Source organism: Streptomyces tendae, from assembly GCF_008632955.1.
Classification (GTDB): domain Bacteria; phylum Actinomycetota; class Actinomycetes; order Streptomycetales; family Streptomycetaceae; genus Streptomyces.
Genome location: NZ_CP043959.1, coordinates 4,163,554 through 4,178,121, shown reverse-complemented (window position 1 = coordinate 4,178,121; position 14,568 = coordinate 4,163,554). Strand labels below are relative to the sequence as shown.

The window sequence follows — 14,568 nt, the reverse complement described above, 5'->3', positions numbered from 1 at the left end:
GTTCGTACGCCTGAGATGTGAGGCGGCAGGAACGAGGGCGGCCCCCGGCGTGAATATCACGATGGGGGCCGTCCTCGTCTTTCCGCGCTCGGGTCAGTACAGGCCCTTGAACGTGTTCCAGCCGCCCGCGCCGACCAGCACCCGGCTGCTGTACGTGCCGTTTCCCGTGGACGCGTACCGCCACAGCCTCCCGGCGGTGTCGCGGGCCAGCAGGTCGGTGCGGCCGTCGCCGGAGAGGTCGCCGGTGCCGACGAGGGCGGAGTAGGCGTTCCAGCCGCCGCCGACCTTCTCCCGCCTGGTCACGCTGCCGGCGGCGGTGCCGTAATACCGCCACAGGACACCGGCGGAGTCCTGGCCGAGCAGGTCGCCGCGTCCGTCGCCGTTCAGGTCACCGGCGCCGGTGATCCACTTGTACAGCTTCCAGTTCGCCTGGATCCGCACCCGGGTCTTGAGACGGTGGTCCGCCGTGCCCGCGTAGAAGTAGATGTCGCCGGTCGTGGTCTGGCGGGCGATCAGGTCGGTGTGGCCGTCGCCGTTGAGGTCGCCGGGTGACGTCAGCTGGTCGTACTGGCCCCAGCCCTGGCCGATCACCGTGTACGGCGACGAGGCGCCGACGACCTTGCCGCAGCCGGGGCGGTAGGCCCGCAGCTCGTTGCCCAACCGGACCAGAACGTCGGCGCACCGGTCGCCGTCCACGTCGCCGACGGGCACGATCACCGAGCCGGCGGCAAACGCCCCGGCGGTCCCAGCGGTGCGGGAGTTCACTCCGCCGGTCCCGGTACCCCGGTACATCCATACGGCCCCGGCGGAGTCCGTCGCCAGCAGGTCGCCGAAGCCGTCGTCGCCCGCCATGTCCCGCCACACGGCGGCGCCTCCGGTGACCGGCACGGTCCCGGAGACGGACAGGTCGGCGCCGGCGCCGTCGGCGGGCTTCGCGGTCACGGTCCAGGTATAGGTGCCGTTCGGGACGTACCGCCCGGCCGCGTCCTTGCCGTCCCAGGAGGCCGACAGGAGGCCGCGGACCTCGCCGCCGGACAGGGTGCGCACGGTGCTGCCGCTCGCTTTGTTCTTCAAGGTCAGCGTCCAGGAGGCGGCGGGCTTCGACAGCCACCAGCGCGACGTAAAGGTCTTCCCGGCCTTGATGTCCAGGGCGGACGACGTCTCCGCGTCGATGACGGCGATGCGGGAGGCCGGGACGCCCGAGGGGACGATCCGCACCCGGCGGTCCGCACCCGCGTAGGCGATGTGTCCGCCGAAGCGGTCCACTGTCCATCCGGCCCGGGGCACGGTCCGGTCGCCCAGTTCCGCCGCGGTGACGATGACGCGCTGGGGCAGGTCCGCCTCGGTGGCACCGGCCTGGAGACCCCCGTGCAGGTCGACGAGGGTGAGGCCGGTCGTGCCCGACTGGCGGACCAGGTAGCCGTCCCCGAGGAGCGCCTTGTCGGTGCCGACCTTCAGGGAGCGCTTGGCCTGCCGGTCGTAGACGCCGCCGCCACGGTAGTTGGGCCAGGAGTCCTCGCACTGCCAGTACACCCAGCGCCCCACGGCCTGCAGTTCGCGGGGGACGCACCCGGCGTCGAAGGTCTCGCCCGCGGCGCCCGTCGACAGGTTCTTCGCCGTCACCGTGGTCGAGAGGTTCTGACCGGGGTCGTCCCAGCTTCCGGTGGCGCTCCACAGTTGGTTGCCCCACACGGCTGACGCGACGATCTCCCGCTTCTCCAGGACGCTTCCGGCGTCGCCGTTCTCGAAGCGCAGGACGGCCTGCGAGCCGCCCCAGGCCTGATTCACCACGCCGTACCGGCCGGACAGGTCGACGAGTTCGGGGCCGCCGAGTCCGGAGGTCACCCGCGGGCCCCAGGCGGAGTCGCCGTTGCGTTAGAGCATGGTGACGTCCTGCTCGGTACCGGCCTCGCGGCCGTGGTGCCCGGCGCCGGAGGCGAACATGGTCACGCAGTAGCCGTTCTCGCTGTCGCCGCAGTCGCTGTCGCGGCCGCTGACGAGGCCGTCGACGGTCGAGTTCAGCTCCTCGGGGCGGCCGGAGGTCTTCAGCCAGGTGCTGCGGTAGGCGCCGACGTAGGTGCCCGGCATGTAGAGCTTGGAGTCGTCGGCGGTGGTGAGGATGCCGCTGCCCAGTGAGATGCCGAACGGTTCGGCCTCCCGGTCCTCGATGGCCGTGACGCGCTTGCGGGTGACGGTGCCGTCGGCGGCGGGCGTGAGGAGGTAGTACCCCCAGTCGAGCGGGCCGTAGTCGGTGTCCTTCTCGGCGCCGGTCACCAGCAGGGAGCCGTCGGGCGTGCGGTGCACCGAGGGGGAGGCGACGGTCAGCAGGGACTGCCAGTTGCCCTCGGTGTCCTCCAGAGCGAGGTGGTTGCCGCGGTACTGGTTGTCGCCGGGATTGGGCGGGGACACGGTGGCGAAGCCGTCGGCGAAGGGCAGGATCGTGTCGTCGTACGCGCCGACGTCCCGCAGGTCGAGGGTGGTCGGCTCCGCGTCCAGGTCGTCGCGGCGGTACACCTGGGCGGCGTAGGACTGCGGGGCGCCGAGGTGGAAGACGGTGTCCTGGTCGAAGGTGACGCTCTCGCCGTGGGTGGAGAGTGTCTTCACCTTGCCGGCGGCGAGGTCGACGACCCACCACCCCTGGGACATCGTGGTGTCGTCCCACTTGATGGCGCGGACGGCCACGGACCGGGAGTCGCCGGTGCCGACGGTGAGGTTCCAGCCTTCCGGCAGGCCCTCCAGCTTATGGTCCCGAACCTGGCCGTTCTCCGTGCGCAGCAGGTGCAGGCTCGTTTCGGCGTTCTCGGCGCCGGTGCGGGTGATGACGGTGTCGCCGTAGGTGGCGACGTACGACTGGCCCTCCGGGATCGGGACGGTGACCGCCGGTCCGTCGCCCGCCCGCTGCTGGAGCGTCACGTGCGGAGACGGGGACGCCGCGTAGAGGGCGACCGTGTCGGAGCCGTGGCCGAATTCCCCGGGGTACTCGGCGATGCGGAGGTCGTCCACGTCGTAGGCGAGAGGCTTCGGCAGCCGGTGGTCGAGGACGGTCGTCGTGCCGGTGGCGTAGTCGATCCAGCGGAGGCGGTCGTCGCCCTCCTGCGCGGTGAGGAAGCCGGTCTCGCCGGTGTTGAGGACGAGAGTGGCGCGGGGCACGAAGCGGGCGCCGGGGCTGATGACGACAGGTTCGGCGGACGCCGCGGTCGTGTCCGCGGCGGTGGCCGCCCCCGTGGCGGCGCCGATGCCGGCGGTCACGGCGAGCGTGACGGTGAGAGCTGTACGGCCGAGCGCACGCCGACGGCGCACGGCCCGCTTGTCCGGCGGACGATTCACGTGTGAAGTCCCTCCCCAGGGCGCCGCGCAGGGGGGCGTATCACGATGCCGCCGCTCGTCCTGCGCGAGCAGGGGCGACAGTAGCAGGAGGTGATCACGGCGCGGCAGAGGTGGACCCCCGGGGCGACGTGCCCCACATGGCGTCGGGGGCCGCCCCACGCCCGGGCCGCCGCGCCCGTCTCCCCCCGTCGGCCGTCCGGTCCCGCCTCGGCCGCGCCGTGGTGCGCGCCGACACCCAACGCCTGGCGTGCACAGCCCTGTTGTGGGGCTTGGCGTGAGCCGGTTCAGGGTGCGGTCACCGGGCCGGGGGGACAGGAGGAGAGCGGTGACCACCCGCCCGCTGCCCCGGTCGACTCCACTCTCCGGTCCGCCGACTGTCCGAGGGCGTTGCGGGACTGCCCCGCACCCCGTCACGGTGCGGTCCGCCGACCGCAGGGCGGCGACCACCACCCGCCCTCAGCTGGCACGCCGACCCGGCCAATCCGTCTGCACACACCGCGCGTGTGAGGGAGATCCCCCCATGTCCATAGTCACCCCCGCCACCACGACCACCGCCACGACCGGCGAGGCTACGGCCGCCAAGGCCGAGACGTCGTGCAGCACACACCCCGCCACACTCACATTCCCGCCGTGGCGGGCAACGCCAACCTCCGCGCGCTCCTCGGCCAGGGCATCCATGAGGGCCCCGGCCGAGGAGCGCGGCCTGATCGCTCCGGCGCGAGTTCCTGATCTCCGGCGCCTGGTGGACGGCAAGGAAGGCTGGCGGCAGGTCGTAGAGGAGGGACGCGACCGCTTGCACCGTCAGCAGCTCCGCTCGGCGATGAGGCGGAACACGGCCTTCGTCAAGCAGTTCATGCGCGAGGAGAAGAAGCAGGCTTGACTTTGTCGCGTCGCCGTCGGCGAGCGCAGGACGGGTGCTCCTGCGGCGCGCCACGCGCCCAAGTTCCTCCGGGAGGGCTGGCTGGTGAGTGGACAGCGGATGTGGTCGGACCGGTACGACCCGCCGTTGGTCCGTGTCCCGCCTGATCGTGCGGGACGCGGACCGCTGTCGACTTTCGGCGGCGCGCCCAAAGCCAGATCATGGAAATCCGGACTCCTGTCAGAGCGACGGCCCCTTGCGCTTCATGACGGGCTCAGGCGGGCATCGTCTCCGGGTCACAGACGCTGCGCGTCATCGCCTCTCGGGCAGCTTGCCGTACAGCCCTGACGGTGGCTTCACTCCGCCTTGCCCGCAACCAGGCGAGGGCAGACGTGGAGGGCGCAAGGTCGGCCACGTCGACGTACTTGACGCCCGGCCGGGCGAAGTACTCGCGAGCGGCCGCCGGCAGGAAGCACATCGCTTCACCGGCGGCCACGGTGTGCAGCAACGATTCCATGTCGGTGACCACCGGTCCGTAACGGACACGGCTACCGTCGGGGCGCGGGTCGACCGCCCAGAAATCCCACCACAGGCGCGGTACCTGCTGCGGCATGTCGACCACGGGCATTCCGTAGAAGTGGGCCAACGTGAGAGCGGGCAGGGCCGCCAATGGGTGATCGGCGGCGAGACACGCCACGCGCGGCTCCGTGGCCAGGTGGTGCACTTCTATGTCGTCCGTCACCGGCGGGCGGAGGAAGACGACATCGGCCTCCTGCTGTGCCAGCGCGGCAAGATGATCGCCGAAGCCCAAATTGATCAGCTGCACGGTCATACCCGGGTGACGGTTGCGGAGCAGGCCGAGCACGGAGCGTGTGTGCTTCATGGAAGCTTCTGCTCCCATGGTTCCTACGACGAGCCGACCGGATACCTGCCGCACCTGGGCGTCGGCGACGCGCCGCAGCCGGTCGACAGCGCCGACCGCCGCTCGAGCTTCGGGGAGCAGTGCCTGCCCCGCTTCCGTGAGACGAACCGTCCGGCCCGAGCGCTCCACCACAGCTACCCCCAAGCGCTTCTCCAGCTCTCGGATCTGCTGGCTCAGCGCCGGCTGTGTGATGAACGAACGCGCGGCTGCGCGCCCGAAATGGAGTTCCTCATTCAGCGTGAGAAACAGCCGCAGCTGGTGAATGCTCGGCTCCCTCGACCTGGACGCTCCCACGGAGTCCCCCTTCACCCGTCCAACCTGCTGGCATAACGAGTTCGTTATCAATCACAAGACATCATGCACCCTCGGTTCACTGACCTCCTCACGTTGCCCATGTGATAGTCGACGGGGCCGCTACTCAACGGGCCCGAACCCGGTCAACCGCAACGAACGGTTGCCTTGCCCAGCGCGCGCCCACGGACGCCGGCCGGGCATCGACTGTCAGACCATCCCCAGGGGGACAGCACCATGATTCGTTCTGTGAGGACCGCCGCCGCGGCCGTGGCTTCTACGGCTGTCGCCGCCGCCGGCCTCGTCTTCGGCACCGCGAGCTCCGCCCAAGCGACCGGGCACGGCGAGGGCTACTACGGTGTCTGGGCCTCCGGCGTGAACGTCCGTGCCGGTGGCGGAGAGCAGTGCTATCTGTACCCGTCCGCCGCCAACTGCCCCACTGTGCAGACGACGGTGAGCAGTCCCGCGCAGGTGTGGGTGTACTGCCAGCAGGAAGGCGCGCAGAGCGTCGGCGGCAACCCGTACTGGGTATGGGTGCTCACCTCGAGCGGCCATCGCGGCTACATGGCCAGCTACTACACCGACAACGCCACCAACTGGATCGACGGCGTGCCGACCTGCTGACACGACGTCGAGGGGAATCCGGCGTACTGCGCGCGCAGGTCCGGGCGAAGTGCGTGAGCGGTCCGCCTCTGGGGTCGAGAGGCCGGCCCTGCCTGCCCATGACGAAGACCGCCTACTGGGACGGGCATGGAAGGCCGACTTCTTCCTCTGCCAATTGACCACGGCACGATCAGAAACCGGGGATACGAGATGAGACCGAGTGAGCGAGGGAGCGACGGTCGAAGACCACTCGGCCGAACGCACCTGCTGAGAGTGCTGCTCGCAGCGGTGATGGCGGCGGCCTGTCTGGGGCTGCCGGCCACGACGACAGCCGCCGCTGCCGCGCCAACGGCATCACCTACGGCCACCGCCTCGACAGCCGTCGGTAAGGCGGCGGCTGCCTGCGCGCCGCTGAAGCCGGGGGCGAGCGCTACCGCGGTGGACGCGGTGGAGGTCGCCTGCCGCTATGTCGGGTGGAGCTACGCGTGGGGCGGCGGCCACGCCCAGGGGCTTCCCGGCCCGAGCCAGGGCATGATCGACTGGACCGACCCACGGTCCTACGGGGACCCCAACCTCTGGAGCTTCGACTGCATCGGGCTGGTGCGCTGGGCCTGGTACAAGGCGACCCGGCAGGACATCGTCAGCGAGCGCACCACGCAGTCCACCTGGCAGAACCCGGGATACGCCCACACCAAGTTCACCAAGGAGCAGGGCGAGGCCCCGTTGCTGCCCGGGGACATCCTCTACTTCGGCACGGGCATCACGCACGTCGCGCTCTACCTCGGCGACGGCAAGGTGGTGGAGGCGCCCAACTCGGGCGACGTCGTTCGGGTCGCGGACGCCCGGTGGGACCGATACCAGGGGGCGTTCCGGCCGCACACCGCAGGCGTGTTCCCGGTCTGGGAGTACGACGGGCTCGGCCAGCACGTGAAGACGTGGGGCCAGCCCAACCTGCGCGAGAACTCCCACACCGGCAGCCCGGTCAAGTGGCAGAACGGCAACGGCATCTCCGTCGCCGTCAGGGCGCTGTGCCAGCGGGTGGGTGAACGGGTCACCGTCGACGGCATGGTCAACAACGTCTGGACCTATCTGCCGGACTACCGCAGCTGGGTGAGCAACCTGTTCCTGCAAGGCCCCGCGATCATCCCGGGCGTACCGTCGTGCGGGCAGTACGCGGCCATCGGAGGCACGCTGGACGGGGCCGACTCGAACACGTCGTGCGGCGACGGCACCGAGCCGAATTCCGCGGGCGCGTGGACGGCCAAGTCGACCACCGTGTGGGGCCGCACCGTGGAGCTGCGTTACAACGGCACGACCGCGTGCGCCTGGGGGCGCATCATCGGCGGCACGGTCGGTGACGAGATCTGGGTCGACCGCAGCAGCGACAACGGGCAGACCTGGGAACCGATGCTCGGTTACACCACGGTCACCTCGGGCGGCGACGCGTACACCACCCAGTGGAACGACAACGGGCTGGTGATGCGCGCCTGCGGCACCAACGGCAAGGGCGGGACGATTGCCTGCACCGGCTGGTACTGACGCGCCGCTCCGTCGCCCTGGCGATCCCTCGCTCCTGTCGGAGCCGGGTCGCCGGGGCGCAGCCCGCGCGGTCGGCCAAGCGGATCGCGTGGTCGACTCGACGCCGAAAGAGGCTGGTTACGCCGTCGCCCCTGGACTGGGCGGCACACGCGGCCCGCCGACCCTTCCACCAGGCACCCCAGGCGCCTTCACCCCGGCGCGACGTCCGTGGTTACTCGTGCGTTCCGCACATCAAGGTGATGACAGCGGTGACTGTGCGGGACGGTACACACCATGACAGCGTCTTCCCCGTCAGCGACCGGACGGGAGGGAGACGGCGTGAACAAGGGCTATGCCGTGTACTGCGACGCGGACCCGTACTTCTACGACGCTCCGCACCGCACCGTCTCCGCGGCCGGCGCGGGGCGCACCCGGTACGCCGCGGCCTTGTGGCCCGTCCCGGAGGGATGGCAGCGCAACGAGAGCGGGGACTGGCTCGCCCTGCGTCCGACCGACGCCGAACTGCCCGATCAGGGCTGGAAGATCCACGTCTCCGCGTGCCTCGACAACGCCGAGTCCGTGCTGGAACGGGTGTGGCGGCACTGCGTAGCCGGCGGCACCGCCTTCAAGTTCGTCCCCAGCCGCAACCTGCTGCACCAGCGCAACGCCAAGTACGCCGACCGCTCCGGCAGCGGCAAGTTCATCACCGTCTACCCGGCGGACGAGGAGCGGTTCGAACGGCTCGCGGACGAGCTGGGGCGGCTGCTGGACGGCGAACCCGGACCGCACATCCTGAGCGACCTGCGGCTCGGCGACGGCCCCGTGCACGTCCGCTACGGCGGGTTCACCCGGCGCAACTGCTACGACGCGGACGGGGAGTTGCGCCCGGCCGTGACCGGCCCCGACGGCGTGCTCGTGCCCGATCTGCGCGGCCCCGTCTTCCGCGTACCGGACTGGGTGGAACCGCCCGCGTTCCTGCATCCGCACCTGGAGGCACGCGACGCGCTGACCGTGGCCGGTCTGCCCTACGCCATCGAGTCGGCACTGCACTTCTCCAACGGCGGCGGTGTCTACCTCGCCCGCGACTCCCGCACCGGACAGCGGGTCGTCCTCAAGGAGGCCCGTCCGCACGCCGGTCTGGCGGCCGACGGCGCGGACGCCGTCACCCGGCTGTACCGTGAACGCCGCGCGCTGGAGAGCCTGTCCGGTCTCGACTGCACCCCCGAGGTGCTCGACCACTTCACCGTCGGCGAACACCACTTCCTGGTGATGGAGCACATCGACGGCAAGCCGCTCAACACCTTCTTCGCCCGCCGTCACCCGCTCATCGAGGCCGACCCCGGCGAGGAGCGGCTGGCCGAGTACACGGCCTGGGCCCTCGACGTCCACGCCCGGGTGGAACGCGCCGTGGAGGACGTCCACGCCCGCGGCGTGGTCTTCAACGACCTGCACCTGTTCAACATCATGATCCGCGAGGACGACAGCGTCGCCCTGCTGGACTTCGAGGCCGCGCACCAGGTCGGCGAAGCCGGTCGGCAGACCGTCGCCAACCCGGGGTTCGTGGCACCGTCCGACCGCAGGGGCGTCGCGGTGGACCGGTACGCGCTGGCCTGTCTGCGGCTCGCGCTGTTCCTCCCGCTGACCAGTCTGCTGGCCCTGGACCGGCGCAAGGCGGCCCACCTCGCCGACGTGGTGGCCGGACAGTTCCCGGTGGACCGGGCGTTCCTGGACGCGGCGGTCGACGAGATCACCCGCGGCGCCACCGAGCCCGCCGGCACCCCGGCGGCAGTACGGGAGGGCGGACCGGTGGTCCCGGTCCGCCCCGGCGACTGGCCCCGCAGCAGGGACTCGATGGCCGCGGCGATCCGCGCCTCGGCGACACCGTCCCGGACCGACCGCCTCTTCCCAGGCGACATCGCCCAGTTCGGCACGGCCGGCGGCGGACTGGCCTTCGGCCACGGCGCAGCGGGAGTGCTGTACGCGCTGGCCGAGAGCGGCGCGGGCCGGTACGAGGACGGGGAACAGTGGCTCCTGGAGCGGACCAAGCAACCGCCGTCGGGCATGCCGCTCGGTTTCCACGACGGCCTCGCCGGTGTCGCCTGGACGCTGGAATACCTCGGTCACCGCGACCGCGCCCTCGACCTCGCCGAACTGCTCCTCGACCAGCCCTTCGACGACCTGGCCCCGGACCTGCACAGCGGCACCGCCGGACTGGGCCTGGCCCTGGACTCGCTGGCCGCGGCCACGGGGGAGAGCGCCCTGCGCACCGCCGCGCGGCGCTGCGCCGAGCTGACCGCCCGGAGCGGCTCCGCCGGGGACGTGAGCGTCGGCCGGGGCCGCGCGGGCCTGCTGCACGGCGCCGCCGGGCGGGCCCTGCTCTTCCTGCGGCTGTACGAAGCCAACCGGGACCCCGCCCTGCTCGACCTCGCGCGGGACGAACTGCGCCGGGACCTCGCGCGGTGCGTCCGCGGCGCGGGCGGCGCGCTCCAGGTCGACGAGGGCTGGCGCACCATGCCCTACCTGGGCGCGGGCAGCGTGGGCATCGGCATGGTGCTCGACGACTACCTGGCGCACCGCCAGGACGAGGACTTCGCCCGGGCGAGAGGCGAGATCGTGGCCGCGGCGCAGGCCATGTTCTACGCCCAGCCGGGCCTGTACCGGGGGGTGGCCGGGATGGTGCTGCATCTCGGCCGCACGACGGCCGAGATGCCCGGCACCGGTCCCGAGGCCATCCGGCGGCAGCTCGACGCGCTTTCCTGGCACGCGATGTCCTACCGCGGCCGGCTCGCCTTCCCCGGCGAGCAGATGATGCGCCTGTCGATGGACCTCTCCACGGGCACGGCCGGATGCCTGCTCGCCGTCGCCTCCGTCCACGGCACCCGGCCCGCCGGACTGCCGTTCCTCCCGCCGCCCACCCGGCGGCCCCATGACTCGGCCCCTCCCGGGGTCGTGATGAAAGAAGACAACCCGTTGCCGTACGAAGGGAAGACGTCATGAACCTGTTCGACCTGCAGTCGATGGAGACCCCCAAGGAAGAGGCCATGGGGGACGTGGAGACCGGCAGCCGCGCGAGCCTGCTGCTCTGCGGCGACAGCAGCCTGAGCATCACGACCTGTAACTGACACATGGGCCGGCCACCGCGGTGACGCGGTGAGCCCTGCCGCCCGGTACCGGCGCTCCGGGTTTCCGCCGGGGCGCCGGTACCCGCATGCACGGACACCTCGGCCGGCCGGTCGCGCGGCCGGTGTCCCGACACGGTGGACGCACGGAAGGAGGCCGGCTGGTGCCGACGAGCGGGTCCCGGGCACGGCGCGCGGCAAGGCAGGCGGCGCAGCCAGCGGCGCGACACCGGGCCGCGCCCCCGAAGCGCTGGTGCTGCTGTGCTCGGTCGCGTCGGCCGCGGTGACCGTGGCCCAGCCCTACGTCCTCGGCCGCACACTGGATCTGCTCCTGCGCGACGGCGGCACCGCCGGTGCCTTGGGACGCTGGCTGATGCTGAGCGCCGCGCTCCTCGTGGGCGAGCTGCTGCTCGACAGCCTCACCTCCCTGTTCACCGGACGCTGCAACGCCGCCTGGACGGCGTCCGTCCGCTCCCGTGCCCTCGACGGCCTCCTGCGAGCCGTACCGGACCGCGCACGGCCGTACGCGCCGGGGACGTCGGGACCCGGCTGACCCTGAACGCCGCCGACGCCGGAGCCGCCCGGCGGCCCGGGCGGCGCTGGCGGCCTCGATGGCCACGCCCGTGGGCGCGCTGGCGGCGCTGGCCGTAGTCGACCTGTGGGTGGCCGCCTGCGTGCTGGCCGGGCTGCCCGCCCTGGGGTTTGTCCTGCGGGCCTTCGCCCGGGACACCGGCGCCTCGGTCGGCGCCTACCAGAAGACGCAGGCGGAGATCGCCTCCCGGCTGCTGGAGGCCATGGAGGGCGCGGCGACGATCAACGCGGCGGGCACCCGCGCCCGTGAACGGGCCCGTGTGCTGGCGCCGTTGGACCGACTCGCCGCCCAGGGCAGGCACATGTGGGTGCTCCACGGACGCGCCCTGGCCCGCAGCGGGGTCCTGGTCCCTCTGCTCACCCTGGCCGCCACGGCCGTCGGCGGCCTGCGGCTCGCCTCGGGCGCCCTGAGCGTGGGCGAGCTCCTCGCCGTGATCCGCTACGCGCAGCTGACGGCCGGCATCGGTGGCGCGGCGTCCCTGTTGGGCGCGGTGGTGCGCGGCCGCGAGGCACGGAACCGGACCCTGGCGCTGGCCCGTGTCTCCGCGCTGGTCCACGGGACACGCCGGCTGCCGCCGGCCGGGCGGGGCGATCTCGAACTGCGCGGGGTACGCGTGGTGCGTGACGGCAGGCAGGTGCTGCGCGCCGACGGCGTGCGGGTGCCGGGCGGCGCCACGGCGGCGGTGGTCGGCCGCAGCGGAGCGGGCAAGTCCGTCCTGGCCGCCGTGGCGGGGCGGCTGGTCGACCCCGACGAGGGACAGGTGCTGCTGGACGGCGTCCGTCTCGACCGGCTGACCCGGGACGCCCTGCGCACCGAGGTCGGCTACGCCTTCGAGCGCCCCGCCCCGGCCGGGGGCACGGTCGCCGAGATGGTCGCCACCGGACCTCGGCGGGTGTCGCCCGAGCAGGTGCGGGAAGCCTGCCGTGCCGCGGGAGCCGACGGGTTCGTGCGCCGGCTGCCGCACGGGTACGACACCCCGCTGGCCGCGGCGCCGCTCTCGGGCGGCGAGCACCAACGCCTCGGTCTGGCACGGGCGTTCGCGCACGCCGGACGGCTGCTGATCCTGGACGACGCGACGTCCGGCCTGGACACCGCCACCGAGCACGAGGTGGACCGGGCGCTGCGCCGGTCGGTGCGTCCCGGGACCAGGCTGGTCGTCGCGCACCGCCCGTCGGTGGCGGCCCGGGCGGACCTGGTGATCTGGCTGGAGGAGGGGGAAGTGCGGGCCGTCGCGCCGCATGGCGATCTGTGGGAACTGGCCGGCTACCGGGCGGTCTTCGCCGCCGGCCCGGCCGGGGCCGGGCAAGCGCCGCCCGACGGAGCCACCAACCGGCCCGCACCCGAGGGAGCACGGCGGTGACCCGCCGCGCCGCGTCCGCGGACACGCGCGAAACGGACGACGGGTCCGGGGCGGTGCGGCGCCTGGCACCGCACGCCCGCCGGTTCCTCGCCCGCCGCTCCGGGGTCCTGGTGCGGCTCGCCCTCTGGTCGCTGGCCGAGACCGGGCAGGCGTTCCTCGTGGGGTACGGTGTCGCCCGGGCCGTCGACCAGGGGTTCCTCGCCGGTGACACGCGCCGGGGGCTGCTCTGGCTCACGGTCGCGCTGGTGGCCGTGCTGCTCGGGGCCCGGTGATCCAGGGCGTGTTCGTCCAGCTGGCCGGTCTGACGGAGCCGCTGCGCGACGGTCTGGTGCGGCACGCGGTCGACCGGTCCCTGGGGCCCGTCGCGGCGGGCGGTCCCGGCGGGACGGACCGGGCGGCCGTCTCCCGGCTGACGAACCAGGTCGAGATCGCCCGGGACAGCTTCGCCGGTCTCGTCCTGACGCTCCGTTCGTTCGTCTTCACCGCCGCCGGAGCGTTGCTGGGGCTGCTGTCGCTGCATCCCTCCCTGCTCGTGGTGGTGCTTCCCCCGCTGTCGCTCGGTCTGGGGCTGTTCCTGGTGACGCTACGCCCGATGGCGGCGGCGCAGCGACGCGCGCTGGCGGCCGATGAGGCACTGGGCGACCACGCGGCCCGGTCGCGGCGGCGTTGCGGGACCTGACCGCTTGCGGGACCGGCCTGCGGCGGCGAGGCGCGGCGCGGAGCTGATCGAGGGTGCCGCGGCGGCGGCCCGTGTCCTGGCCGGCTGGGCGGCAGTGCGTACGGCGGCGCTCGGGTCGCGGGTCACCTGCCGGTCCTGGCGCTGCTGTTGGCCGTTCCGTGGCTGCGCGGGCGGGGGGTGACGGCGGGCGCGCTGCTCGGTGCCTTCACCTACCTCGTCCAGTCGCTGCTGCCCGCCCTGCACACGCTGATGACCGCGCTCGGGGCGGCCGGGTCCCGGCTGCTGGTCGTCCTCGACCGCATCATCGGCCCGGAGCGGCCGGAGCCGCGGTCGGAGCGGACCCGGGCAGCGGAGACGGAGCGGGCCGGGGGGCCGGGGAGCGTACGGGCGCCGGCGGCCACCCGTCCGGAGCCCGCACTCGCGGCAGCGCCCCGTCCGGTCCCCGGCGCGGGCGGCGGGGCCGTCACCGCCCGGGCGACGGCCGCGATCTCCGGCCCGGCGACGACGCACCGGACCTCGGGGGACGCCCGGCGGACCGCGCCCGGACCGCGGCCGTGGAACTGCGGTCCGTGACGCTGTCCTACGGCGTGCGCGCCGAACCCGTCCTCGACTCGCTCGACCTGTGCGTCGCCCCGGGCGAGCACCTCGCCGTCGTCGGCCCCAGCGGCATCGGCAAGTCGACCCTCGCCCGCCTGGTCGCGGGCACGCTCGCGCCCAGCGGCGGCGAGGTGAGGGTGGACGGCCGGGAGGTGACCGGGCGGCCGCCCGCCGAACTCGCCGCGCTGCGCGTCCTGGTGCCCCAGGAGGCGTACGTCTTCTCCGGCACCCTGAGCGACAACCTCACCTACCTCCGCCCGGGCGCGAGCCGCGCGGACCTCGACGCCGCCGTCGACGCCCTCGGCCTGTGGCCCCTGGTGGAGCGGCTGGGCGGCCTCGACGCACCGGTGCGGCCCGCCGAACTCTCCCACGGCGAGCGGCAACTCGTCGCGCTGACCCGCGCCTGGGTGTCACCCGCCCCCCTGCTGCTGCTCGACGAGGCCACCTGCCATCTCGACCCCGCCGCCGAGGCGCGCGCGGAGGAGGCCCTCGCACGGCGCCCGGGAACGCTCCTGGTGGTGGCGCACCGCCTGTCGTCCGCCGTACGCGCCGACCGGGTGCTGGTCCTGGACGGAACGGACGCCGTGTGCGGCACGCACGACGAGGTGCTGGACCGCTCGCCGCTCTACCGGGACCTGACGGGCCACTGGCAGGGCGGACCGGCCCGCCGGCGCTGACCGCCGCGGGCCGTCCGGAGCCCG

At 73.1% G+C, this 14,568-nt stretch carries 10 protein-coding genes and 1 pseudogene; 8 read left to right on the top strand and 3 right to left on the bottom strand.

The genetic code is table 11. From position 1 onward, the window contains the following. Positions 1 to 93: 93 nt before the first annotated feature. The gene (locus F3L20_RS34800) at positions 94 to 1,845 is read right to left on the bottom strand and encodes an FG-GAP-like repeat-containing protein (protein ID WP_240810701.1); all 1,752 of its coding nucleotides are present in this window, start codon (positions 1,843 to 1,845) and stop codon (positions 94 to 96) included. Between the two features lie 30 nt (positions 1,846 to 1,875). Beyond that, the gene (locus F3L20_RS34795) at positions 1,876 to 3,327 is read right to left on the bottom strand and encodes a hypothetical protein (RefSeq protein WP_240810700.1); all 1,452 of its coding nucleotides are present in this window, start codon (positions 3,325 to 3,327) and stop codon (positions 1,876 to 1,878) included. A gap of 676 nt (positions 3,328 to 4,003) precedes the next feature. Between F3L20_RS34795 and F3L20_RS19130 the strand changes: the two genes are divergently transcribed. Next, on the top strand, positions 4,004 to 4,207 hold the full coding sequence (locus tag F3L20_RS19130) for a hypothetical protein (RefSeq protein WP_150155404.1): 204 nt from the start codon (positions 4,004 to 4,006) through the stop codon (positions 4,205 to 4,207). Between the two features lie 253 nt (positions 4,208 to 4,460). Here the strand turns inward: F3L20_RS19130 and F3L20_RS19125 are convergent, their stop codons facing one another. Continuing rightward, positions 4,461 to 5,402 carry a LysR family transcriptional regulator gene (locus tag F3L20_RS19125; protein ID WP_150155403.1) on the bottom strand — a complete coding sequence of 314 codons (942 nt, stop codon included), beginning with the start codon at positions 5,400 to 5,402 and terminating at the stop codon, positions 4,461 to 4,463. A gap of 234 nt (positions 5,403 to 5,636) precedes the next feature. Here F3L20_RS19125 and F3L20_RS19120 point away from each other — a divergent pair, with 234 nt between their 5' ends. From F3L20_RS19120 to F3L20_RS19095, 7 genes and pseudogenes are all read left to right on the top strand, one after another. Then, positions 5,637 to 6,023, top strand: coding sequence for a hypothetical protein (locus tag F3L20_RS19120; RefSeq protein ID WP_150155402.1), 387 nt, complete (start codon positions 5,637 to 5,639; stop codon positions 6,021 to 6,023). A gap of 417 nt (positions 6,024 to 6,440) precedes the next feature. Then, entirely contained in the window at positions 6,441 to 7,541 is a 1,101-nt protein-coding gene (locus tag F3L20_RS19115; protein WP_167534558.1) for an NlpC/P60 family protein, read from the top strand. Positions 7,542 to 7,859: 318 nt separating this feature from the next. Further along, a complete protein-coding gene (lanKC, locus tag F3L20_RS19110; RefSeq protein ID WP_150155400.1) occupies positions 7,860 to 10,517 on the top strand; it encodes a class III lanthionine synthetase LanKC in 2,658 nt (885 codons plus the stop codon). After that, complete coding sequence (locus F3L20_RS19105) at positions 10,514 to 10,642, top strand: SapB/AmfS family lanthipeptide (RefSeq protein ID WP_003972313.1); 129 nt, start codon at positions 10,514 to 10,516, stop codon at positions 10,640 to 10,642. Before lanKC ends, F3L20_RS19105 begins: the two co-directional genes overlap by 4 nt. Before the next feature lie 250 nt (positions 10,643 to 10,892). Further along, positions 10,893 to 11,192, top strand: a complete 300-nt coding sequence (locus tag F3L20_RS35700; RefSeq protein ID WP_431193167.1) for an ABC transporter transmembrane domain-containing protein — start codon at positions 10,893 to 10,895, stop codon at positions 11,190 to 11,192. Positions 11,193 to 11,250: 58 nt separating this feature from the next. After that, entirely contained in the window at positions 11,251 to 12,591 is a 1,341-nt protein-coding gene (locus F3L20_RS19100) for an ATP-binding cassette domain-containing protein (RefSeq protein ID WP_431193166.1), read from the top strand. Between the two features lie 53 nt (positions 12,592 to 12,644). Continuing rightward, positions 12,645 to 14,544, top strand: a pseudogene (locus F3L20_RS19095) (ATP-binding cassette domain-containing protein). Positions 14,545 to 14,568 lie beyond the last annotated feature (24 nt).